Here is a 24,938-nt window from a genome sequence, read left to right on the forward strand (position 1 = left end):
GTAATTTACTAGGCCAATAGGATAGCCATATAATAAACACACTACTTATATTAATCAAATGCTAAACTTTGTATCGTTGAACGTTCATTAAGAATTATTTTTAGAAGTTAAACTCTTTAAGTACTTCTATCATTTTTGCATTTTGCTCTGGGAATCCAATTGTGATACGCACACCTTTAGGAAACTCTCTTGTAATACATCCTACATTTAACAATGCTTCATACAAATCGTGTGGTTTATCTGTTTGAACATAAATAAAATTCGTTTGACTAGGATAAAACGCATCACTTTGAGATAATTCAAAGAACTTTGCTCTCTCTTGAGCATTGCGATCACGTATAGAAGCTAAATAGTCTTGATCTTTTAATGCAGCTAAGGCAGCATATTCTGATAGACGGCCAACATTAAATGGTGGACGTATGATGTTGTACTTTTCAATAGCTTCTTTAGCGGCTACAACATATCCAATACGCATACCCGCTAAACCATATGCTTTTGAAAATGTACGTAATAAAAAGGCATTTGCAAATTGTTGTTGTAATGCTAACGTATTTGGAAAATCATCGGCAGTTACAAATTCAACATATGCTTCATCAATAATAACCGGTATATCACTCGGTACACGTTCTAAAAAGCGCTGTAATTCATCATGTGAAAAATAAGTTCCGGTTGGATTGTTTGGATTACATAGCCAAACTAACTTAGTATCTTCATCAATTTCCGACAAAATACCTTCTAAATCAAAATGACCCTCTTGGAGTGGCACTTGTGTTACGTTTGCAGATTCTACAATCGCATTATGATAATATTGTCCAAATGTCATTTCACTTGTCACAATTTTATCTCCAGCAGTCAGTACTGCACGTGAAATCATTAAGATAACTTCATCTAAACCAGCGCCGAATAATATACGTGATGCGTCTACGTTTAAATGTTTGCTTATTGCTTCTTTTAATAATGGAGAACCCGTCTCAGGGTAAAATTGTAGCTCATCTAAATGTGCTTGAATTGCCTCATTAACTTTTGGTGTTGGACCATATAAATTCTCATTAGAAGCTAATTTATATAACTCACCTTCAATTCCGTATTGTTCTTTTAACGCTCGAGGCGATAGTCCTGGTTCGTAAGCTGATAATTGTTCAATTTGTTTCTTCATAGTTGCTTCGGTCCTCCTTAAATTTACAGAAATTTCAAAACTTAGTAACTATTATAAACCTTATAACAGGCTAAAATCAATGTATCATTATAGTCTCCATTATTTATAAGGAAAAAAATATGAGACCAAATAATTTAGTATTATATTTCATACTAAATTATTAGCCTCATATTATCTTATTAATATTTATTTATCGATTAAATTATGTGCCTCTAAATAATTTTTTGCAACATTATAGGGGTCTTTCTTTTTCACTGTTACATCATAATTCATAGCCTGCATATCTTCGTCTGAAATTTTCCCAGCTAAGCGATTTAGTGGTTTTTTAATTTCAGGGTGTTCTTTTAGATAAGATGTTTTAAACATAGGTGCTCCTTGATAAGGAGGGAACACATGCTTATCATCTTCCAACACAACCATATCATATTGTTTTAATTCAGCATCCGTTGAGTAAGCATCAATCAGATTAATATCTCCATTCTCTATCGCTTGATAACGTAGTTTTGGTTCCATTGTTTTCACATCACCTACATCTAGGTCGTAGGCTTTTTTAACAGCTGGATAACCATCTCCACGATCATTAAATTCCAATGTAAAGCCTGGTTTAATCTCATCGCTCACCTTATTCAAATCTCCAATTGTTTTGATGTTATGTTTTTCAGCAAAATCTTTTTTCACTGCTAATGCATACGTATTATTGTATTTCATAGGTTTCAACATCGTCATATCATATTTATCTTCCAAACTAGATTTCGCTTGATTATATACTTTTGATTCTTGCTTAGATTTTAAATCTTCTTTAGTTAATTCACCTAATACAGTGCCAGTGAATTCTAAATAGCCATCAATATCATCAGATTTTAGCGCATTAAAAAGAAATGAAGTTTTACCCATACCATCTTTAACCTCTACTGTATTGTCCGTATCTTCCTCAATTAATATTTTATACATATTAGTTATTACAGATGGCTCTGAACCTAATTTCCCAGCTAAAACAATTTTGTCACCTTTTTGAGCTAACAATGGTGCAATAATTACTAACAATAAAATAATAACAATCGCGCTGAGTGACACCAAAAGTTTTTTATATGATAGCTTTTGCATAAAACGTAACACTAAATCGAATAAAATAGCTAATAATGCCGCTGGGATGGCACCAATTAAAATAAGTGATGAATCATTTCTATCAATTCCTAATAAAATTAAATCACCTAAACCGCCAGCACCAATAAGCGCAGCTAATGTTGCTGTACCAATAATTAATACCATTGCCGTACGAATACCTGCCATAATGACTGGCATAGCAATTGGTAATTCTACTTTAGTCAATCTTCTACCCGGTTTCATACCGATACCTTTTGCCGCTTCTACTAAGGATGCATCTACTTCATTAATACCAGTATATGTATTTCTTAAAATTGGTAATAGCGCATATACAACTAATGCTATAACCGCCGGAACTTTACCAATACCGAACAACGGTATCATTAGCCCTAACAATGCTAATGAAGGTATTGTTTGAAGTATCGCCGCGATATTCATAACAATTTCAGAAAGTTTACGTGTTTTTGTTAAAAATATACCTAACGGCACACCAATTAGTGCTGCAATCAAAAGTGCTATAAAAGATAATTGTATATGTTCAAATATGGTTGTTATTAATTGTCCTCTACGCTCTATAAGTGTATTAATGAAGGTATTCATTCATTATGACCTCCTTTACGCTCTGACAAAATTTGAAAAATATCTTGTCGTTTCAACACGCGTTGTGTTGAGGTAGCTGAATCATTAATAATAACGGCTTCGTTGTCTATCAAATCTGTATATACGTCTTTAACATATAAATTGCTTTCAACGATTGGATAACTTTCTTTTGTCTCTCCTTCTTTTATAGATAACTGATCTATTATTTCGGAAAGTTTTAACTCATTAACTGATCGGTTTAATTTATCACCCATAAATTGTTTAACAAAGTCATTTTTAGGATTTGTGACAAAGCCTTCTGGTGTATCTATTTGTTCAATATGACCTTTATTCAACAAGCATATACGGTCGCCCATCTTCATTGCTTCTTGAATATCATGAGTTACAAATATAATTGTTTTTTTTATTTTTTGTTGTAGCTCTATTAAGTCATCTTGTAATTTTTCACGGCTAATTGGGTCTAGGGCACTATATGGCTCATCCATTAAAATGACTGGTGGATCAGCTGCCAGTGCACGAATAACCCCTACACGTTGCTGTTGTCCACCAGAGAGTTCATCCGGTTTACGATTTTTGTATATTTCAGGTTCTAGTCCTACCATATCCATTAATTCATCAATACGTTGGTCTATATCCTCATCTTTCCACTTTTTCATTTGTGGCACTTGCGCAATATTCTCTTTAATTGTCATATGTGGGAATAATGCAATTTGTTGTAAAACGTAGCCAATGTCCCAACGCATTTCATATATTGGATAATCACTTATCGGTTTATCTTTAAAATAAATATAACCTTCAGAAAGAGAAATTAATCGATTTATCATTTTTAACGTAGTCGTCTTACCGCAACCTGACGGCCCGATTAAAACAAAAAATTCCCCTTCTTTAATATTAAAACTAATATCATCTACAGCTACTTTATCACCGTAGCGTTTAACTACATTCTTAAATTCTATCACTTTGTCACCTTCATTATCATATATTCATTTAACAAAAAATTAGATTTTCAATCAAATGACATATTCCCTATTTTTATTGCTTTCATGTATAATTCAATTAATTTGTTCATAGTATTTAACTTACAGGTCATCATTCTAATCATTAAAAAAACGAAGTTAATTCGAAATAAAATTATATCTATGACTCAATATTCTGCATAGTATATTAATTATTGTCAAATTAACTTCGCTTGATAACTTTAGTTTACTTGTTATTCACTTATGATAATCAGCAGACGGAAAGCTATCTATTTTCTAAATAATAAGATAGCTATAAACTTAAATACTTAAGAAATCACTTGAAAAAGAGATTTGTAAATCATATTTTTAGTATACATACTATCGTGATTAGCTTATTAGCATATAAGTGACTCGTTCTATTGCTGGTTTTGTCCATATCAGTTGTTTAATTCTATTAAATTTTAGATTTATAAGATTGAATTTTTTCCAAAAACATCGGGCAATAATGTTTTAATTTATAACTACCTACACCTTCAATTAAAATCATTTCTTGTTTTGTTTCTGGTTTTCTTTTAGCAAATTCTTCTAGTGTAAAATCTGAGAAAATACTAACCGGTGGAATACTTAAGCTCTCACTTAATTCTTTACGGACACCAATTAATTCGTCAAATAACGCACGGTCCACACCTTCTACCGTATTTATATTTACTTTTTCTCTTGTTTTACGTTTGAATGGCGTTGTAAATATTTCAACTTGTCCACCGAGCAAATTCTTCACAGATTGATCACACGTTAAAATCTCATCGTGTTCATTTAAAAATCCTTTAAATCTCAATTCATCTATCAAATGGCTAAGTTCTGAAGTTGTATAACTTTTCATAATTCCATGTGTTGATAATTCGTTATAATCACAATAACGAATATAATCAGAATCTTCACCTCTCAACACCTGTATAATGACACTATAGCTCTCTTTTTGCTTCATACGAGCAATACAACTTACAATCATTTTCGCTTCATCTGTCATATTATAAGTCTTATTCTCAATGATGCAATTACTACATTGTTCACATTCTTCAAGTTTTTCATTCGGTTCAAAGTAATGAACTAAAGTCGCCTCTAAACATTTTTTCGTTTTTGTATAGAGAATCATTTTCGTTAGTTTCTCACCCATTTTATCTTTGTAGTCATCATCGGCTTTTGACGATGAAATAAAATATTGGTGTAATCCAATGTCTCGTTCACTAAATAATAAGATACAGTCACTGTTCAAGCCATCACGACCCGCACGTCCTGCTTCTTGATAATATGATTCTAAATCACCCGGCATATTATAATGTATAACAAATCTCACATTGGATTTATCTATACCCATACCAAAAGCGTTAGTTGCGACAACAACACGTACGCGATCATACACAAAATCATTTTGTGCTGCTTCACGTTCTTTGTTTGTTAATCCAGCGTGATAAATCGTACTGTTAATATCATTGCTCTTTAAAGCTTCATGTAATTCTTCAACTTGTTTACGTGTAGAGCAGTAGATAATACCAGCTGCCTTTTTATGTTGTTTCACATATTCCATTACAAATTTTTGACGTTGATAAGTAGGATTGACTTGAAACACAAGATTTCGTCTTTTTGTACTCGTTTTTACCTCATCATTTTTTCCTATATTCAAACGTTCCATTATGTCTTTTTGTACTTCAATAGTTGCTGTGGCAGTTAGTGCAACAATCGTAAAGTCTTGTGGTAATGCAAATACTTTGTGGATTACATCTTGATAACTTGGTCTAAAGTCATGACCCCATTTAGAAATACAGTGGGCTTCGTCAAAAGCAACTAAATGAATTGATAGTTGTTGTAATAAGCTAATAAAATAAGCATTATCGAAACGTTCTGGTGCAACATATAAGAATTGAATTTCACCATTTCTTAATTGCGTTTCAATTTCTTTTTGCTGTTTTTGCGTTAAACTGCTATTTAAATATGCTGCACGAATACCCATGGCCTTTAATTGATCAACTTGGTCTTTCATCAATGAGATTAATGGGCTGATAACAATTGTTGTGCCACCCAACATTAATCCTGGTACTTGATAACAAATTGATTTCCCCCCACCGGTAGGTAAAACGCCGAGCACATTTTGATGATTTAATACTTTTGATATGATTTCTTTTTGGCCAGGACGGTATGTGTCGTAGCCAAAATAATGCGATAAAGTTGACTCCATGTTATAAAATCCCTCATTGTTCTTTTTGTTCTTCAAGTTCGCTCCATCTTGCAATGTCTTCTTCATACAACGCATTTAATCTTCGTTGTTCTTCGCTTAGTTCTTTAATCTTGGCATAATCAGAGGTTGCCTCAATCATCTCTTTTTCTATAGTTTCTAATCGTTCTTCAGTTGTATCAATACGTTCAATAATCATTTCATACTCTTGTTTTTCTTTAAAAGATAAACCTCTTCTTTTTTTCTTGTCAGGTTGCTGTTTAACTTTAGTCTGTTGACTCTTTTGCTCGTTTAACTGATGTTGTTCCTTTTTATAAGCTTCATAATCTTCAAACGTACCTATGATGCGCTCCATCTGTCCATCATGAATATACCAATACTCTTGTGCTACTTTATTTAAGAAATATCTATCGTGACTAACTGTGATGACGGCGCCACCAAACGTTTCAATATAATCTTCAAGAATTGTAAGTGTTTCTGTATCTAAATCATTTGTTGGCTCATCTAGCAGAAGAACATTCGGTTGGTGTACCAATAACCTTAAAAGGTATAATCTTTTTTGCTCTCCACCTGATAATTTATAAATCTTTTTACCATGAGTTGCACTTGGAAATAAGAACCTTTCTAGTAATTGAGTTATAGATACCGATGTACCATCTTTTTCTTTAGCAACTTCACTTTCTTCTCTCAGATAATCTATCATTCTTATATCACGATCTAACCGTTCTTCAGTTTGTTTGAAGTAAGCGACTTTTACCGTTTGTCCGATTTTAAGGTCACCTTCAAACTCTTTATCTTCCCCATTTAGGATATTCAGTAACGTTGTTTTACCTGCACCATTAGGACCAACAATACCAATTTGTTGCCCACTTTGGATAATTTGAGTTATATCTTCAAATAAAGTTTTTTTGTTAATACGTTTTGTTAAGCCATCTAATTCGAAAACTTGTTTTCCTAATCTAGAATAAGCAAGGTTTAAAGATGCTTTCTCTTGTTGGTGTTGATTTTTCACATCTTGTTCCAAGTCATTAAATCTATTTTTACGAGCTTGTTGCTTAGTCGTACGTGCCTTAACACCAGCACGCATCCATTCAAGTTCCTTCTTATATAAGGATTGCTGTTTCGCTTGTTGTTTTTGCTCTATAATTTCATTTTCTGCTCGTTGAGCTATATAATCTTCGTAATTTCCTACATAGGTAGTAAGCTTGCCTCTATCTAATTCAATAATACGAGAGGATACTTCATTTAGGAAATAACGATCATGTGTGATAAATAATACTGTATGCGGATATTGTTTCACATAGTTAATTAGCCAATTGATTGATTCAAAATCTAAATGGTTTGTTGGCTCATCTAATAGTAATAAATCAGGTTGTTCAATAAGTGTTTTAGCTAAACCAACACGTTTTTGTTGACCTCCTGAAAGTTCACTCACTTCTTTGTTTATGTCATAGATACCTAATTTAGAAAGAATCGTTTTAATTTCAGCACTATAATCCCATGCTTGGTAATTATCCATTGCTTCTTGTGCTTGCATCATTTTCTGAAAATCTTCATCACTTTGGGTCGCTGTATATTGCGCCAAAGCATTTTCATAAGTTCTTATAACCTTAATCGTTTCAGTTTCTGAAGTTAATACAGCTTCAAACACCGTCATATTTTGATCAAAATCATGTTTTTGAGAAGAATATCGGATGCGATAAGCATTAGGATGTGATACTTCTGCCTCAAAGTCTTCATCCAATCCAGCGATCACTTTCAATAGTGTACTTTTACCCGTACCATTTATACCTACAAGTCCTATTTTCTCACCTTCAGAAATTGACAACTGCAAATTATCAAAAATGGTTTTATCGGCATATGATTTATGTAAATGTTCAATTTTATATGCTTCCATTGCCCAACATCCTTTTTAATATCGAAAATTATAATTATTTCTGTTAAACTTAATTTCAGTTCTACATATTATACACCTTTTTTAACTCAAATGATACAAAGGAGCAATGCTTATGTCGGAATTTTTCCAAAACTTGCCTCCTTATATCCAAGCATTAATAGCAGGTATTATTACATGGCTACTTACTGCATTAGGAGCTGCAGCTGTTTTTATTTTCAAGAGAGTAAATGATAAGATTCTAAATTCAATGCAAGGTTTCGCTGCAGGTATAATGATTGCAGCTAGCTTTTGGTCACTCTTACAACCAGCTATTAATTATGGCGAAGGTACATCATTACCTTGGTTACCAGCTGCTATCGGTTTTCTATTGGGCGGAGTATTTATTCGTGCACTAGATTTAGTTATTCCTCATATACACCCAAACACCCAAGACACAAACCAATACCAAGAAGGTGTAGGCACAAAAAAACTCAATAAGAATACGTTACTCGTTTTAGCTATAACGCTACACAATATACCCGAAGGTTTATCTATTGGTGTTGCTTTTGGTGGTATCGTAGCTGGCAATGGGCAAGCTACATTTTTAGGAGCCCTTGGTTTAGCTATAGGAATCGGTATTCAAAACATTCCTGAAGGAGCAGCCTTGTCTATGCCAATAAGAGCAGCTGGCGCTTCTAGATGGAAAGCATTTAACTATGGGCAAGCGTCTGCTATCGTTGAGCCTATATTTGCTACAATTGGCGCAGCCGCTGTATTAGTTGTTACTCCAATGTTACCCTATGCCCTAGCATTTGCTGCAGGAGCGATGATATTTGTAGTTGTTGAAGAACTTATTCCTGATTCCCAAGCTAGTAATAATACTGACCTTGCAACAATGAGTCTCATGCTAGGTTTCACTATTATGATGATTTTAGATGTTGCACTTGGATAAGGACAAACTATGCGATTGATGTATTTTAAATTTCAACATTAAACAAGACGACATGATTTAACAGTCCGAGACGTATATTAATGTCCCGGACTGTTTCTTACGTTTAGTCAAACATTTATCAAATTGATACTTTAAGCAATATACAAGATATGGTCAACGCCTCTATTTTATGATTATATTAAAACAAACTGTCCCCAATAGGCATCTATAATAAATAAAAATACCGACGACTCTAAATTAGAATCGTCGGTATTTTTATTTATTTTTTCTCTTGTCCTTTTGGACCTGATTTATATTCATAATCTGAAGGCTTAACTTTATCGAAATCAGGATTATCATAGAATCTCAATAAATCGCCGTTGAGGACATCGTCACTCATTTGTAAGTCTTTCTCAGATTGTTGTTTACGCTTATCGAAGTCTTTAGGCTTTTCTGTCATAGGTTCATTATTCTTATTATCATAAATTCTACCATTAACATATTTATAGTCTTTCGTTACAAAGTCACCATTTCTAAACGGTACTGTATCATTGTGATCTTTAGATAATAAATCTGTACCCATCATTAAATAGTTCTTCGTATCGATACCCATTAAGTGTAATAATGTAGGCATTACATCAGCTTGTCCTGCATAAGTTTTATCTACAGTACCTTCTTTACCTGGAATCTTCAACCAGAAACCTGTACGGTTTAAGTCATTAAATTTAGCAGGTGTAATTTCTTCACCTAATAATTTTTCCATGGCTTTATTATGGTTTTCAGAAATACCATAGTGGTCACCGTAAATCATTATTACTGAATCATCATATAAACCTTTTTTCTTAAGTTCATTGACAAACTCTTCTAATGATTCATCAAGGTATCTTGCTGTTTGTACATAACCATCTACTGTTGAATCGCCTGTGTTTGGTTTATCGATTGATGCATCTTCTGGTTTCACAGTGAATGGGTAGTGGTTAGTTAACGTAATTAAATGACTATAGAATGGCTCTTTTTCTTTTGCTAAATAATCTGCAGATTCTTTAAAGAACTCTTTATCTTTAAGACCTAAATTTTCAAGATTTTCTTCAGACATATCGTAATAAGTTGCGTCGTAAAATTTATCTACGCCAAAGTGTTTGTAAACTTGATCACGGTTCCAGAATGTTTTGTAGTCACCATGCATAACACTAGATGTATAACCTTGCTGTTGATCTAGTATAGCAGGTAGTGATTGGTAAGTGTTATCACCTTTCAATGAATAAGCTGAACCTTGTGGTAAACCAAACAAGCTGTTATCCATAGTAAACTCTGAATCCGAAGTTTTACCTTGTCCTGTCTGATGATAGAAGTTTGGATAATATCTGTATCCTTCATTACCAGACGAGAGTTTATTTAAGAATGGTGTAACTTCTTCACCATTTACTTTTTTATTTATTAAGAAAGTTTGGAAGCTTTCTAAATGAATTTTAATAACATTTTTCTTTTTAGCGGCACCGAAATATTCTTTATTTGGTTCAGTTCGCTTTTGTTTCGTATAATTCAATACTTTAGTTAAATCATCTTCATTAGCCAACGCTTTTTGTTGATTATTTTGAACTGTTTTAACACCGTCATATACAGTAAAATTATATGGGCCTAAATATTTAACTAAATATTTATGGTCAAATGTACGTGTTAATAATTCTGGGCGATCTGATTCAGCAAATGCCAAGTTTAAAAAGAATAATGCAACTGACGCAGCCATTACTACTGGCACAAACTTTTTGCTAAATACACGCTTATCAAACCATTTTTGTTTAAAAATTAAAACAAACAGATACACAATAGTATCTATAAAGTAAACGAAATCATACCATTTGAATGAAGCTGTTACAGCGCCACCCATCGATTCAACATTTCCAACCTGGTTTAATGTACTAAATGTTAAGAAGTCAGAAAAGAATCTGAAGTATACAACGTTTGCGTATAATAAGAAAGTTAATAAAAAGCCACCAATAAAGATGAACCAAAAAGCTTTCTTACCCTTGAAAAACAAGAAAATACTCAATACTAATGCAATTAAACTGTATGGATTCATTAACAAGATTAGGTTTTGAACTAATCCTTTAACGCCTAAAGAAAAATCAACATAATATGAAAAATATGTTTTTAAGGTGACTGTTAGCACCGTTAAAATAAAAAACCCAAAAAGAGTTAATTTCTTTTTGTGTATACTCATGTTCTTATCCCCCGATATAAATTAATATAGGCTAGAACGCTTACCTAACCTTATAAAAAGTGGCAAAGTTACTATCTTAAACACTTATTAGCGATGTTAGTATCTCTAATAAACGAAAGTCGTTATTGGCTTGGGCAAATTGTTTTAGAATTATGCTTTAGTGTCACCTTTAATCATTAATTTAAAGTACACTGTTACAAGCATTCATATGTTTCAGTTTTTAAGTTTTATTTGATATCTATTATTATGAATCATTGATAGTTAACTATAGTTATTCCAATCACTATTACTCATAACCATAAGTTAAAATTATATTTACAATTTTTATCTTTTTGTAATATGCTCGTAATAAAACGCACATAGTTCAATTAATAAATATAAAGCAATCATAGCTAAATATCAAGTAAAAAGACACTTTTTTATGTAATTTGGTATCAAACAAAAGCTTTATTAACGCCTTGTTAAACGGTCATTAACTTACTATTAAGTATTTATATGTTTTTTAATTATACCTTTATTGGATAGTATATTAATCGGACTATGGTCGTATTAGCAATTTTGCTGATACACTCTCTAACTTCTATGTCATTATATATTTTTGAAATCATCCCAAAAATTCAAAGGAATAAAATATAAAAAGCAGTAACCCAAAACCTAGGCTTATTTTTGGCGTTACTGCTTTTAATTATTTATATAGTCGCTATTTCAACATCTCTAATTGCATTCTATATTCAATGCCGTGAAATAACTGATTCAACCAGTTTGTATATTTAATTAAATTCTTCTCCGCACTTTCCACATCTATAAATTGAAATTTCAATTTAGTTCCTTGATGTTTTTGTCCTAGTTTTGTTAAATGATAACTTGCAATCGTACCAATTTGTGGGTAGCTGCCTAAAGTATAATGATCATTTAATAAAATAATTGGTGTGCCATCTCGTTTTACTTGTATCGTACCAATTTGTACTGATTGATGTTCTGGCATGTCTTCGTAAAATGCTTTTACAGGTTCTCCTTCTAAATACATGCCAACTCTATTTGCTTTACTTGTCACTTTATATTCTCCAGAAGTAAATCGATTCAATATTTTAGGTTTAAAATCTTCTGTTCCTTTATTCTTTATCACATGAAAAACATCGGACATATAATTGAAAGATAGCGCGTAACCATCGATACCCCAATCTGTTTGATGTGTTTCTTTTAAGTTTTCAAATAATTTATGATGACGCTCAGTGTAATTTCGTTTCATGTTAACTTCGTCACCTTTTTGTAGGTTACGACCTTGGAAGCCACCAATTTTCGACTTAAAGTCCGTTGAAGTTGACCCTAGCCATTCACTAAGTTCAAATCCTCCGCCTACTGCCAAGTAAACTCTGGATGTACGATTCGTTTCAGTAAACACAAGTACATCACCTTTTTCCATCAAATATAACTTATTGGGTAGCACTTTCATGTGTTCAGTTTTAGCTTTAAAATTCCCTCCACTCAATGCAATAAGCGTCGGTTCAGTAAAACGAAAACTCGCCATTCGATTTGTCATTTCTAAAGTAGCTTCATTCTTATCATTAGCTACAAGTCTATTTGCTATTTCATGAGATAGAGGATCTAAAGCACCCCCAGGGATAACACCATCGTGCTCATACCCTTTACGACCAAAATCTTGGAAACTTGAAAATAGCCCTTCACCTTCTATTATGATTGACATGGTTGAAACCCTCCTAAATCCAGCGCTTCCTCTTGAATCGCACAAAATTTAACATTGTCTCCTAATTTTAATTTTGTGAAATCTTCTAATTCCGGATTAAACAATCGAACAGGTGTATACCCTATGACTAACCAATCACCATATGTATCAGTTGTAGTGATTCCTGTCTTTTTACCTTCAATAATTACAGAACCCGCAGGAATAAATGTCTTTTTCCCACCTGTATGATTTACAAATAAACGCTTATTCATGCCAGTTAAATAAGGAAATCCTGGTGTATAGCCCATCATTGACACAAAATAATTTTGTTCCGTATGTAATTTCACAAATTTTTCGAAATCCATTTTATAGTAAGTCAGTAGAGCATCTAAATCAGGTCCACATTTCCCACCATACACGACTGGAATTTCAATAGGTTCAACTGTTTCTTCGTCATGCTTAATTTCCATTTGTACCGTTTGCATTAACGCTTTCATATATAAAAATGGAGATTGAATATGATGATGCTTAATCATGTCCCTTGCATCATAACAAATCATCATGTCTGATTCTGTAGGTACAATTTCTGTTATAAAAGGATACTGTTTGTCTGCTAAATATTTTTTCAAAGCTAACAGATCTTCAGTCAAATCTTTAGAGACTTCTTTTTCTATAGAAACCACTATTGCTTGGTCTCCTTGACTATATATCTTCATAGTTTCACCTCATAAATTGTTACTAACGATAAAATACATCAAATACTTGTATCAAATAATGTACGAGTTCTTTTACTAGGAAATAGACAAATATAAATTGAAATATGCAAGATACTGTAATGACGAAGCGTGTTAAATAAACACTTTGTCGTTTCAACAATTGATTTACGCCCCATTTGGTAAGCATAGAAATTATAATAATTGTAAATGCCCAAACCAATATCATCATTTTTCCTCACTCACTGTTTATAAATTTTGTCTTTACTATTTTGTTTATAAAATTTGATTATTTTAAATTGCGTATGCGCTATCAATGACGCCATGATTATACTTTCTATATTCTATAGATAAATTTCTACCTCGGCAACCTCTCGCAAACTATTTATTAGAAAAATCTGTATCATATTACTACTTATTTTATCTTTTAATTCATGTATATCATAATCTTTTTCTATTAACTCACCTTTGTCTAATAATTCTTGACGCATACAGCCACACAAAAAATCTTCATTATAAAACGGTGTATAGTAATAGCCACCTTCTCTTATCATTATATTCCCTATATCAAATTCTAATACTTTACCTTCTTCATTATATAATAGAACGATATCAGTTTGATGATTATGCTCTAAATGTTCTCTTTGTGTCGTCTTGTGAACTATGACTTGGTTATTCACATCAGCTGATAAGGGTAACAGCTTTGCTGTAAATGTTGACTTTTCTGGCAAAGGCGCTGCAACGTAATGCATTGTTCCATCTTTATTCAACAAAATTTTTATTCGATAAACACCCGTTGCATATTGCTCGCTAATTGATATTATAAGCTCTGACCAAGTAGACTCATCAAACAAAAACCCTAATTGTTCAGAAGCGTTTTTCATTCTTTTTTTATGATAAGAAATTCTTGGAAATAAACCTGACTCTAACCTCATCGTTTCAAAAAGTTGCATTATAATCGCTCCAATATCTTTGTTTTGTCTATAAATTCTTGAACTTCCTGCTCAGGTATAGAGTCAATTGTAATACCTGCACCGACTCCATAAATGGCTTGGTTATTTAAGTATTGTATTGTTCGAATCGGCACATTAAAGATTGATTTACCATTTGGAAGTAATAAGCCAATCGCACCGCAGTATATATTTCGTGGTGTTTGTTCTAATTCTTTTATATAGCTCATCGTATTAAGTTTTGGGGCTCCTGTAATTGAACCGCAAGGGAATAGTGCACTTAGTATCTGATTTAAGTCTGTATCTTTATGTAAAGTGGCAGTAATCGTTGACGTCATTTGAAATACTGTTTGATATGGTTCTATATGAAACGGTTTATATACATTAACACTGCCGGTTTTTGCAATTCGACTCATGTCATTACGTAGTAAATCTACAATCATTACATTTTCTGCTCTATCTTTGCTTGAGTGACTTAAAGTGTTTAGATTTTGCCTATCTTCTTTTTCATTACTACCTCTTGGCATCGTACCTTTCATGGGTTTACTTAATAATATATCTTCATTAGCTTTAAATGGACCTCGTTGGAAGAATAATTCTGGTGATAATGAAGCAACTTGTAGCTCATCTGTTTCAATAAGCGCAGAATAAAATCCGTGATTATCATTTAAAAGATGATAATATAAAGTCGCTATAGAATGATGAATTGAATCTACTAATCTCGTTGTATAATTTACTTGATATGTGTTTCCCTCCACAATAGCTGATTGAATTGTCCGAATATGTTTGATAAGCTCAGCTCTATTTAATTGAAATTGGAAGCTACATTGTTGTTGATATATTGTATCCTCAACGTCATTTTCAGTTTCTGATATATTCTCAAAAACATATACTGCCGCGTATACATAGTCTTCTTCAGTCGACACCGTTGCCATGTCTTTATTGAAGTAAGTTGCCGCTTCATAAGGTAAATATAAGGCTGCGTAATAGCCATCATTTTGATATCTTTCTGCAAAGCACACGACATCACCGACTTCTTCTATTGTATATGCAACTTTTTTAGCAATACATTGAGTGAATAAATAACGATGCGTTTCATGCGTTGTTTCATCAGTTATGTAACGGTAATTAAAGTGTATTTGCATGGTAGACCTCCACTATATCTATAAATATTTGAATCTGTTTAAGACCATATTCACTTAATATGGATTCAGGGTGATATTGTACTCCATAAATAGGTAATAATTTATGTTCCAAAGCCATTATAATGTCTTCATTATTTGTAGCTGTAACAGTTAATGTTTCTGGAAAGGATGATCGCTCCGCTTTTAAAGAGTGATAACGCATCACATCGAATGATTCAGGCAAACCATCAAAGATACCTATACCTTTATGTGTTATGCGTGTTGTATGACCATGAATAGGTTTATCACTTTTTATTATATTTCCACCGAAATAAGTCACAATTTGTTGAAACCCTAAACAAACGCCTAATATGGGCGCCTCTGTAGAAAATGTTTGAATTACTTCATTTAATATAGGATAGTCCTCAGGAGAACCTGGCCCCGGTGAAATTATAATTGCATCAGGTTGATGTAAACGAATTCGTTCATTTGTCACCGTTTCTACATCAATAACCTTAACTTGCCCTCGATAACTTTGCTTAATATAATCTACGATGTTATAAGTGAACGAATCTTTATTATCTATAATTAGTATCATTTCGTCGCCTCTTTTTAAATATCTTCGTTATTCTGTTATACTTATTATCACAAATATTAACTTGATTTTACAGTTTAAATATATTATTCTAAATCACGTTATAAATGAATACAAAGAGGTTCCTAGCTGATACCCTCTATAAAAAACTAGACACATGATTTTCGTCTGTCTTTTTTATAGAGATGGACGTTTTTTTATGCCGTCACACCATGAGTTATAACAGCTAGTTTGACAATATGAAGGAGTGCAAGCAATATGACGCAACAATCTTTAAACAATGACAAAGCTATCGTAGTATTTAGCGGAGGACAAGATAGTACGACTTGTTTATTTTGGGCTAAAAAATATTTTGAAAGTGTAGAACTAGTTACATTCGCATACGGCCAAAGACACGATACAGAAATTGAAGTAGCAAAACGTATTGCAGAAGAACAACATGTTAAACATCACATCTTAGATATGTCTTTACTTTCACAACTAACACCTAATGCTCTTACGCAACACGATATGGATATCGAAGTAGGAGAAGATGGTATCCCTAATACATTTGTTCCTGCAAGAAATTTACTATTCTTATCTTTTGCTGGTGCCTTAGCATACCAGACAAACACTAAAAATATCATTACCGGTGTATGCGAGACGGATTTTTCAGGGTACCCTGATTGTAGAGATAGTTTTATTAAATCAATGAATGTAACGTTATCACTATCCATGGATAAAGACTTTGTAATTCATACACCTTTAATGTGGTTAGATAAAAAAGCAACCTGGGCATTAAGTGATGAACTCGGAGCGCTAGACTATATTCGTTACAACACGCTTACTTGCTATAACGGCATCGTTGGCGAAGGGTGTGGAGAATGCCCTGCTTGCGAATTAAGAGCGCATGGTTTAAATACCTATTTAGCTGAAAAAGGAGAGAATTAATTATGTTCCAACAAAATTATCCAAGCGTACAACATCCATATACTTTCGAACTAAATAAAGACTTTAATTTTTCTGCAGCGCATTATATACCAAGTGAAGATGCAGGCAAATGCATGCGCACACATGGTCATACTTATTTTGTTAATTTAACGATTGTTGGCGATTCATTAGATCACAATGGTTTTTTAGTAAATTTTAGCGAGCTAAAGAAATTAGTTCACGGTCAATTCGATCACCACTTACTTAATGATTTACCACAATTCGAAGGAAAAAGCCCTTCTACTGAAATTGTAGCTCAAACTATATACGAAATGGTTCAAACATCTTTAAACCAGCGTAGTAATCAACCTAAATGTGTTCAAGTCTATGTAAGAGAAACGCCGACAAGCTATGTCGTATACAGACCAAAGGAGCAACATAATCATGAGTAAAATACCTGTATTAGAAATTTTCGGTCCAACAATTCAAGGTGAAGGCCGTGTCATAGGCCGCAAGACCATGTTTGTACGAACTGCCGGTTGTGATTATCGTTGCAGTTGGTGTGATTCTAGTTTTACTTGGGACGGTAGCGCTAAAGAAGATATTCGTATGATGACTGCTGAAGAAATTTATGATGCTTTATATGAGATTGCTGGAGACTCTTTTAACCACGTTACAATTTCTGGTGGTAACCCTGCCCTAATTAAAGGGATTCAACAATTAGTTGATTTATTTGATGAAAAACACATACAAAGTGCTTTAGAAACGCAAGGTAGTAAGTTCCAACCGTGGATGACTCAAATAGATGACTTAACGATAAGTCCCAAACCACCAAGTTCAAAAATGAAACCAAACTTGCCTATATTAGATGAAGTCATTGAACAATGTGTACCAGAATCACTAAATCTAAAAGTTGTTATTTTCGATGACGAAGACTATGAATTTGCTAAAAAAATCCATCACAGATACCCTGCTATTCCCTTTTACTTACAAGTAGGCAATCCTTACTTAGATGGTGAATACGTAGAATCACACACTAAAAAGTTATTAACGTTATATGAAACGTTAGTAGACCGCGTAATGGTCAGTAGTGATATGAACAATGTATATGTTCTACCTCAATTACACACATTGCTTTGGAGTAACAAAAAAGGTGTTTAAATTGTGTAATCTATGCGATCCGTTGTATAATGCTCTTTGTCTATATAACGAATCGCTTTTTAGTGATGCAAAAATATATAGTTGGTCATCACTGTAAAATTATTTTTATTATGCATTTAACATCATTTTTAATCACATTTGAATGATGATGCTTTGAAGAAATTATGTAATTAAATGATTAACTTTCACTTAATTGATATAATGTTGCAGTGAAGTATTTAGGTTAGGAGAGCAGCATGCTAATTAATATAATTATAAATATAGCTACGGTATTAATTGTGCTCGGCATTGATTTATATCGTCAGAATTTCAAACAACTAAAGTTTAGCTCTATACTGATTGCAATAACACTCAATGGTATTATTAATTTATTTTTAGTCGGTGAATATGATTACATCGCTTTTTATACAATCACACAATTATTTATTTGGACTTTATTACAACTTTATTTAAATCGTAAGATAACTGCTTATAAAATTACAGATCAAAAATTCATTGCAGTTATTTTAACAATTATCATGAGTACATCATTAATTCTTACATATAGTACTAGTCACGACTCGTATTATATGTCTATCCCATATTTAGCCCCTGCTATATTCCTAGTTGGTGCAATATTACTTTTCTATAGTACTTTTCAACCAAAGGAAAAAGAGCAACTTAAGCTATTACAACGTATCAAGCATCCAATTTTAATAGGCCAAATATGTATAATCGGTGCTTTTACGATAATGATGCTATTAACGCCTTACTGGTACGCCTTTATTATAGTTCATTTGCTATTTATATTTTTCTTATTATGGCAGAATATATTTTTTTCACATAAATGATTAACATATTATATTTTGTGGTATAAATAAACAGTTAAATAATTTCTTAAAGGAGGTTAAATTATGTTTGGATTTATACTTATGTTAATTGTCGGCGGCTTAATCGGCTGGATAGCTGGTGGCATTGTCGGTAAAGATATCCCAGGCGGGATTTTAGGTAATATTATTGCTGGTATCGTAGGTGCAGCATTAGGTTCATGGATTTTTGGTGACTGGGGTTGGCACTTAGGTGGCATCGCAATCTTCCCAGCATTAATCGGTACAATTATTTTAGTTGCAGTGGTTTCATTCATTTTTGGTAAATTACGTAAAAAATAATCAATCATAATGAAACGTAATGATTTACTAATATTAATATGGGGCGGTTCACAGAAATCAACTCGAGATTTTGTGGCTGCCAAGACAAAAGTGTCCGAGACAATTGTTATGTCTCGGACGCTTACTTATTGCTTTTCCTTTTATAAGTTCATTGTACTTTGTTTTAATCAAGAGTTAATTAAAATTCATCTATTTTTAATTAGTTCTTTTTTCTTTTTATCTTGTGTTTTTGAAGATTTTCTACGCTCACTATTTCCTACATCATCATTGATATCTTGCGTGATATTTTTATAATTTGCTTCATCAGCACATTTGAAATTAGAAGCCTGTACAATATATTTTGGTCGTTGTTTCACTTCGTAATATATACGGCCGATATATTCACCGACAATCCCAATTGAAATGAGTTGGATGCCACCAAGTAATAATATAGCAGCAATTGTAGAGAAATAACCAGGTGTTTCAACGCCTCTGATCATAATACCTACTGATATATAACCGATATATAACAAACTAATAAAGAATACCATTAGTCCGAGATAAATCATCGCACGTAAAGGTTTATTGTTGAATGAAATCAGACCGTCAATACCATAATTCAATAATTTACTAAATGACCATTTAGATTCCCCATCCTCACGCTCAACATTTTCATAGGTAAAGACTTTGGTGTTATAGCCTATCCATTCGTATAAACCTTTAGAAAATCTATTATATTCATCTAATTGAGTCAAAGATTGTACTGCACGTTGGCTTAACAATCTAAAATCTCCAACGCCATCTTCTAATTTAATATCTTCTACAAAATGATTTATTAATTTATAATAAATTTTTGTCATCAATTTTCTAGATTTATTTTCACCCGTTCTATCTCTTTTGGCTATAACTTGGTCATAACCATCCATATAACCTTCTATCATTTGAGGTATTAATTCAGGTGGATGTTGCAAATCTGCATCAATCATAATTACGCCATCACAATTTTCACTATGTTGGTATCCGGCAATCATTGCTGACTCTTTGCCAAAATTACGACTAAAGGAGATAAATTTAACATGTTCATCTTTCGTGGCCATATCTTGAATATAATTAATGGTCTTATCTTTACTTCCGTCATCTACAAATAATAAATCATAGTCATAATGATGATTCTGACTATCTTTCGATAATATTTCAGTCAATCGTTCATACGTCTTTACTATTACTTCACCTTCATTATAACAAGGTACTATAACTCTTATTTGCATATATAAACACCTTCATTTCAATTACTTCAATTTTTACTTTATCAATTCCCACCATCATTATGCTATATAAATCATTTAGATTTACATAATCTTTATATAGCCTTAATACTAAATATTAAAACTTAACTTTTAAGCGAAGATTTTTAAAAATGAATTAATTTTAAGATTGTTTAAAAAAATACAAAATCATTCATCTATTGAATTTTTAATCAAAATGCTAATATTGACTGAAATATAAACTTATAAAAATTATAAATTGTTACTTTAAGTCTATCAATTATTTCCATTATTTGAAAATAAAAACCATCACCACAATAAAGAAGAGACTATCTATTCAGAAATTAATTGAACACATAGTCTCTTTCAAAGTTATTTTAATGTTCCTATACGAACCTTGTCAGGATCATTGCCTTGTCGCTCATCTTTATTTAAGCTATCAATTTCAGCAATATCAGTAAGTTCTAAATTAAAATCAAAGATATCATAATTTTCTTTAATACGTTCAGGCGTCTTAGACTTTGGAATCACTAGTCTATTATGCGCTAGATGCCAACGTAGTACAATTTGAGCTGGTGTTTTATTATAGCGTTTAGCTAATTTTGTAATAACATCATATTCAAGCAATCCTCTATTTCTCATTAACGGCATCCAAGCAGTAACTGCAATATCATGGCTGTCACAATATTCTTGTAATGCTTGTTGATTGAAATTAGGGTGCACTTCTATCTGATTCACAGCAGGCACAACTTCAGTTGCTTCCATGAGCTTTTCTAAATGATGTTGGTTAAAATTACATACGCCAATGGCACGGATACGTCCCTCTTCATATAATTTCTCCATTGCTTTATAACTCTCAATAAACAACCCATCCGCTTCACATGGCCAATGTATTAAGAATAGATCTAAGTAATCAGTGCCAAGGTTTTCAATAGATTTGGTAAAGAATTCAATCGTTTGATCATACCCTTGATAATCATTCCATAATTTAGAGGTAATAAATAGATCTTCTCTAGGTACGTCTGATTTTTTCAATGCATTACCTAATGCAATTTCATTTTTATAGAAATAAGCTGTATCAAATGCACGGTATCCAACTTCTAATGCTGCTGTCACAGCTTGTTCCATCTCTTCCTCTGTAATTTTATAAACACCTAAGCCCACTTTAGGCATTGGGTAACCATTATTTAAATAATATACGTCTTCTATCATTGTTAATCCCCTTTCTGATTACTTTATTTTTATAAGTAATGTCTTTATTTTAATACGTGTAGATATAAAAATATACTATCTCACACTTTAATCTTTAACGAAGCATAACGCGTTAGCCTTTTGAACGTGATTACTTACTGTATATTTAGTTCTTCTATTAATAAAAGTCTATTGAAATACGGAACTTCAAAAATTAACCAAAACACCTTCGATTAATCCATTTTTAGTTATATTATTAATACAAAAAATAGGAGAGAAATCATTTTATTAAAATTGATTTCTCTCCCACTTCATCATTAATGTTATGTCTCTACATTAATAGGTAAATTTTAGTTGTTTTCTTCTTCCTCGGCTTCTTCTTCTAGTGTTGGTCTATTTTTATGATATTCTAATTCTAAAATAACAGTAATGATTTGATGGTTATCAATTTCAGAAATAACCCATCTATCATATTCAGTATCAACATAATCATTCTGTTGTAGATTCGTATTGTGTGCCTGTAACCAACCACCAATCGTATCAATGTCCTCTGAATCTTCAAATTCAATATCTAATTGATCTTGTAAATCATCTAATAATACACGACCATTGATTTGATATCTACTGTCTGTTATTTTTACAATATCATTGACTTCATCATCATCGAATTCATCTCGAATTTCACCAACAATTTCTTCTAAAATATCTTCCATTGTTAATATACCAGCTGTACCACCATATTCATCTATGATAAGAGAAATATGGACATGTTCTCTTTGCATACGAACTAGTGCATCGCTAATACGTGTTGTTTCTGAAATCATAGGTAAATCATGTACATAATTACTAACTTTCATTTGTTTACCTGAAGCGTATTCAGTTAAAAACTCTTTCACATTAATAAACCCTTTTACATGGTCTTTATCGCCATCAGCTGTAATAGGATAACGAGTAAATTGATGTTTTTTGATTGTATCTAACAATTCATCCACGTTAAATGGTTCATTCATCGTTATCATTTGCGTACGCGGCACCATAATATCTTTAGCTTGTCTTTCATCAAATGAAAAGATATTTTGCATGTAAGCTAATTCGGTCTGATTAATCTCTCCACCATTATAGCTATTGTTGATTATTATTTTTATTTCTTCTTCTGACATTGCGTCATTATTAGCATCGGGATCAACACCAAACATACGAATAATCATTCTCGCTGAACCATTCATTAACCAAATCAGTGGCTTCATAATTACACCAAAATAGAACAATGGTCTTGAATAGACCAATGCTAATTTTTCAGTATGTTGTATTGCTAACGTTTTAGGTGCTAATTCACCGAGTACTACATGTAAATAAGTTACAATTATAAATGAGACAATAAATGATATTGTTGTCGTTAACGGGTCTGGCAAGTGGAGCGCTTCGAATAACGGGTGTAATAGTTTATTAAAAGTCGGTTCACCTAACCAACCTAATCCTAAAGATGTTACAGTGATACCGAGCTGACACGCAGATAAATAATAATCCAGATTTTTAATCATTTTTTTAACTACACGTGCACTGCCATTACCTTCCGATGCAAGTTGATCAATTCTAGAACTGCGGACTTTCACCAAAGCGAATTCCGAGCCTACGAATACCGTTGTTAATGCTATTAAAAGAAAAAATATTACTAAATTCATTATGGTCACAGTTTCCAATTAGTTCCCTATTTCTAGGGATTCACCTCCAAAATATCGTGTCACAATAGGTGACCGAACATAAGTATTTATATTATTAATGATTACTTTTTGACTTACTACATCCTTCCCATTGTGACACCTCCCTAAAAATACGCATTTCTTTTATCTTATCACAAAATGAACATTTCTTGTAATTTTTACAATCAATAATTTCTTTAAGTCAATTCATTATTGAAACGTAAATCAGTGTTAAAGTCAATTTAAAAAAATATTTTTAACCTTAGTAATTATGAGTTGAAGTTGTGAACTTTACCTGATTTAATAGTTGTTAAAACTTGAATATCATTATCAACAACTACAATATCTGCGTCTTTCCCTACGGCTATACTTCCTTTGTCACCTTCAATCTTCAATGCAATTGCTTGGTTTAAACTTGTAACACGCCACAAGTCATCTAATGACGCTCCTGTAAATTCAATTAGGTTCTTTAAGCCTTCATTCATTTTCAGGATACTGCCTGCAAGAGCACCAGATGCCAGTCTCGCTTCTGAACCTTTAACTACAACATTCTGTCCACCTAGATCATATTCACCGTCTGGCATACCTTTTGCTCTCATAGCATCAGTGATCAAAAAGAAACGTTTATTCCCTTTTTGTTTATATGCAACCTTTACAGATGCAGGATGTGAATGAATGCCATCAACAATTGATTCCGTACTAAGCCCATCGTTAACCCAAGCAGCACCAGATAAACCTGGGTTTCTATGTTCGAATGCTGTACCGGCATTATAAAGATGTGTCACATGCTTCGCGCCATGCGCTACCGCTTCATTAACTTCATCAAATGTTGCCACTGTATGACCAATAGAAAAATTAATTTGATCATGTAATGTTGATAAGGTTTCATCTGCACCTTCTACTTCTGGTGCAAAAGTCATTACTTTTATTTGATTGTTAGCAATTTCTTGAAATTGTTGTACCTTTTCAACTGAAGGACGTTGAACGTAGGCTGGATTTTGAGCACCTACTTTATACTCAGATATAAATGGTCCTTCTAAATGTATTCCTACAATACTAGCTGCATTTAGTGAATCTTGGTGTTCTTGATAGTTCACAATATTCTTTAAAGCTTTGATAATATTTTCATCAGACTGCGTCATTGTTGTAGCCAAGAAACTCGTTGTACCTTCCGATAATAATGATTCTGACAAATGTTTTAAACCTTCAAATGAAGCGTCCATAGCGTCTTCGCCATAGCCACCATGCATATGTATATCAATAAAACCGGGTAACACATGTTGCCCTTTTACATCTATGGTTGTTAAGCCTCCTTGATATTCACCTTCGGCAATTTGCACAATTTTGCCATCTTCAATCAAAATGTGGCCTTGTTCTATCGTTTCGTTTTCAGTATAAATGCGTCCATTTGCAATAACATATTTATTCATTTTTCTACCTTC

The 24,938-nt window shown here is 32.6% G+C and carries 22 protein-coding genes; 6 read left to right on the forward strand and 16 right to left on the reverse strand.

All coding sequences use genetic code 11. The annotated features are described in order from the left end of the window. Positions 1–100: 100 nt before the first annotated feature. The 5 genes from hisC to ACW5YJ_RS12680 all read right to left on the reverse strand — a co-directional run bounded on the left by hisC (position 101) and on the right by ACW5YJ_RS12680 (position 7,946). Complete coding sequence (gene hisC / locus ACW5YJ_RS12660; RefSeq protein WP_107551317.1) at positions 101–1,156, reverse strand: histidinol-phosphate transaminase; 1,056 nt, start codon at positions 1,154–1,156, stop codon at positions 101–103. A 186-nt stretch (positions 1,157–1,342) separates the two neighbouring features. Further along, positions 1,343–2,860, reverse strand: a complete 1,518-nt coding sequence (locus tag ACW5YJ_RS12665) for an ABC transporter permease/substrate-binding protein (RefSeq protein ID WP_017722534.1) — start codon at positions 2,858–2,860, stop codon at positions 1,343–1,345. Further along, positions 2,857–3,819 carry an ABC transporter ATP-binding protein gene (locus ACW5YJ_RS12670; protein ID WP_119603943.1) on the reverse strand — a complete coding sequence of 321 codons (963 nt, stop codon included), beginning with the start codon at positions 3,817–3,819 and terminating at the stop codon, positions 2,857–2,859. Before ACW5YJ_RS12670 ends, ACW5YJ_RS12665 begins: the two co-directional genes overlap by 4 nt. 454 nt (positions 3,820–4,273) lie before the next feature. After that, positions 4,274–6,052, reverse strand: coding sequence for a DNA helicase RecQ (gene recQ / locus ACW5YJ_RS12675; RefSeq protein ID WP_017722536.1), 1,779 nt, complete (start codon positions 6,050–6,052; stop codon positions 4,274–4,276). Positions 6,053–6,065: 13 nt separating this feature from the next. Beyond that, a complete protein-coding gene (locus ACW5YJ_RS12680; protein ID WP_017722537.1) occupies positions 6,066–7,946 on the reverse strand; it encodes an ABC-F family ATP-binding cassette domain-containing protein in 1,881 nt (626 codons plus the stop codon). A gap of 112 nt (positions 7,947–8,058) precedes the next feature. Here ACW5YJ_RS12680 and ACW5YJ_RS12685 point away from each other — a divergent pair, with 112 nt between their 5' ends. Beyond that, entirely contained in the window at positions 8,059–8,877 is an 819-nt protein-coding gene (locus ACW5YJ_RS12685; protein ID WP_017722538.1) for a ZIP family metal transporter, read from the forward strand. 259 nt (positions 8,878–9,136) lie between these two features. Here the strand turns inward: ACW5YJ_RS12685 and ltaS are convergent, their stop codons facing one another. The 7 genes from ltaS to ACW5YJ_RS12720 all read right to left on the reverse strand — a co-directional run bounded on the left by ltaS (position 9,137) and on the right by ACW5YJ_RS12720 (position 16,146). Then, on the reverse strand, positions 9,137–11,077 hold the full coding sequence (gene ltaS, locus ACW5YJ_RS12690; RefSeq protein WP_017722539.1) for a polyglycerol-phosphate lipoteichoic acid synthase LtaS: 1,941 nt from the start codon (positions 11,075–11,077) through the stop codon (positions 9,137–9,139). 700 nt (positions 11,078–11,777) lie between these two features. Continuing rightward, the gene (locus ACW5YJ_RS12695) at positions 11,778–12,782 is read right to left on the reverse strand and encodes a 5-oxoprolinase subunit C family protein (protein WP_017722540.1); all 1,005 of its coding nucleotides are present in this window, start codon (positions 12,780–12,782) and stop codon (positions 11,778–11,780) included. After that, positions 12,770–13,477: a 5-oxoprolinase subunit B family protein gene (locus ACW5YJ_RS12700; protein ID WP_017722541.1), complete on the reverse strand. Its 708-nt coding sequence runs from the start codon at positions 13,475–13,477 to the stop codon at positions 12,770–12,772. Before ACW5YJ_RS12700 ends, ACW5YJ_RS12695 begins: the two co-directional genes overlap by 13 nt. Positions 13,478–13,499: 22 nt before the next feature. Beyond that, complete coding sequence (locus tag ACW5YJ_RS12705) at positions 13,500–13,706, reverse strand: hypothetical protein (protein ID WP_080619636.1); 207 nt, start codon at positions 13,704–13,706, stop codon at positions 13,500–13,502. 112 nt (positions 13,707–13,818) lie between these two features. Beyond that, positions 13,819–14,427: an aminotransferase class IV gene (locus ACW5YJ_RS12710; RefSeq protein ID WP_171914733.1), complete on the reverse strand. Its 609-nt coding sequence runs from the start codon at positions 14,425–14,427 to the stop codon at positions 13,819–13,821. Further along, positions 14,427–15,569, reverse strand: a complete 1,143-nt coding sequence (pabB, locus tag ACW5YJ_RS12715) for an aminodeoxychorismate synthase component I (protein WP_153672536.1) — start codon at positions 15,567–15,569, stop codon at positions 14,427–14,429. The genes ACW5YJ_RS12710 and pabB overlap by 1 nt, the downstream gene beginning before the upstream one ends. Then, positions 15,553–16,146, reverse strand: a complete 594-nt coding sequence (locus ACW5YJ_RS12720; RefSeq protein WP_135092207.1) for an anthranilate synthase component II — start codon at positions 16,144–16,146, stop codon at positions 15,553–15,555. The genes pabB and ACW5YJ_RS12720 overlap by 17 nt, the downstream gene beginning before the upstream one ends. A gap of 255 nt (positions 16,147–16,401) precedes the next feature. Here ACW5YJ_RS12720 and queC point away from each other — a divergent pair, with 255 nt between their 5' ends. From queC to ACW5YJ_RS12745, 5 genes are all read left to right on the forward strand, one after another. Next, positions 16,402–17,073, forward strand: coding sequence for a 7-cyano-7-deazaguanine synthase QueC (gene queC, locus ACW5YJ_RS12725; protein ID WP_171914731.1), 672 nt, complete (start codon positions 16,402–16,404; stop codon positions 17,071–17,073). A gap of 2 nt (positions 17,074–17,075) precedes the next feature. Further along, positions 17,076–17,504, forward strand: a complete 429-nt coding sequence (gene queD, locus ACW5YJ_RS12730; RefSeq protein WP_017722546.1) for a 6-carboxytetrahydropterin synthase QueD — start codon at positions 17,076–17,078, stop codon at positions 17,502–17,504. Further along, a complete protein-coding gene (gene queE / locus ACW5YJ_RS12735; RefSeq protein WP_017722547.1) occupies positions 17,497–18,213 on the forward strand; it encodes a 7-carboxy-7-deazaguanine synthase QueE in 717 nt (238 codons plus the stop codon). The genes queD and queE overlap by 8 nt, the downstream gene beginning before the upstream one ends. Before the next feature lie 236 nt (positions 18,214–18,449). Further along, on the forward strand, positions 18,450–19,043 hold the full coding sequence (locus tag ACW5YJ_RS12740) for a hypothetical protein (protein WP_107551322.1): 594 nt from the start codon (positions 18,450–18,452) through the stop codon (positions 19,041–19,043). Positions 19,044–19,106: 63 nt separating this feature from the next. Further along, complete coding sequence (locus tag ACW5YJ_RS12745; protein WP_017722549.1) at positions 19,107–19,361, forward strand: GlsB/YeaQ/YmgE family stress response membrane protein; 255 nt, start codon at positions 19,107–19,109, stop codon at positions 19,359–19,361. Positions 19,362–19,546: 185 nt separating this feature from the next. On the opposite strand, the gene ACW5YJ_RS12750 is transcribed toward ACW5YJ_RS12745, so the two are convergent. The 4 genes from ACW5YJ_RS12750 to nagA all read right to left on the reverse strand — a co-directional run bounded on the left by ACW5YJ_RS12750 (position 19,547) and on the right by nagA (position 24,926). Then, a complete protein-coding gene (locus ACW5YJ_RS12750) occupies positions 19,547–20,608 on the reverse strand; it encodes a glycosyltransferase family 2 protein (protein WP_107551323.1) in 1,062 nt (353 codons plus the stop codon). A gap of 369 nt (positions 20,609–20,977) precedes the next feature. Next, positions 20,978–21,817, reverse strand: coding sequence for an aldo/keto reductase (locus ACW5YJ_RS12755; protein ID WP_107552018.1), 840 nt, complete (start codon positions 21,815–21,817; stop codon positions 20,978–20,980). A gap of 329 nt (positions 21,818–22,146) precedes the next feature. Continuing rightward, the gene (locus ACW5YJ_RS12760) at positions 22,147–23,496 is read right to left on the reverse strand and encodes a hemolysin family protein (RefSeq protein WP_017722552.1); all 1,350 of its coding nucleotides are present in this window, start codon (positions 23,494–23,496) and stop codon (positions 22,147–22,149) included. 269 nt (positions 23,497–23,765) lie between these two features. Beyond that, positions 23,766–24,926, reverse strand: a complete 1,161-nt coding sequence (gene nagA, locus ACW5YJ_RS12765) for an N-acetylglucosamine-6-phosphate deacetylase (protein WP_017722553.1) — start codon at positions 24,924–24,926, stop codon at positions 23,766–23,768. Positions 24,927–24,938: the final 12 nt, after the last annotated feature.

This window comes from Staphylococcus sp. mip270_02 (genome assembly GCF_054031535.1).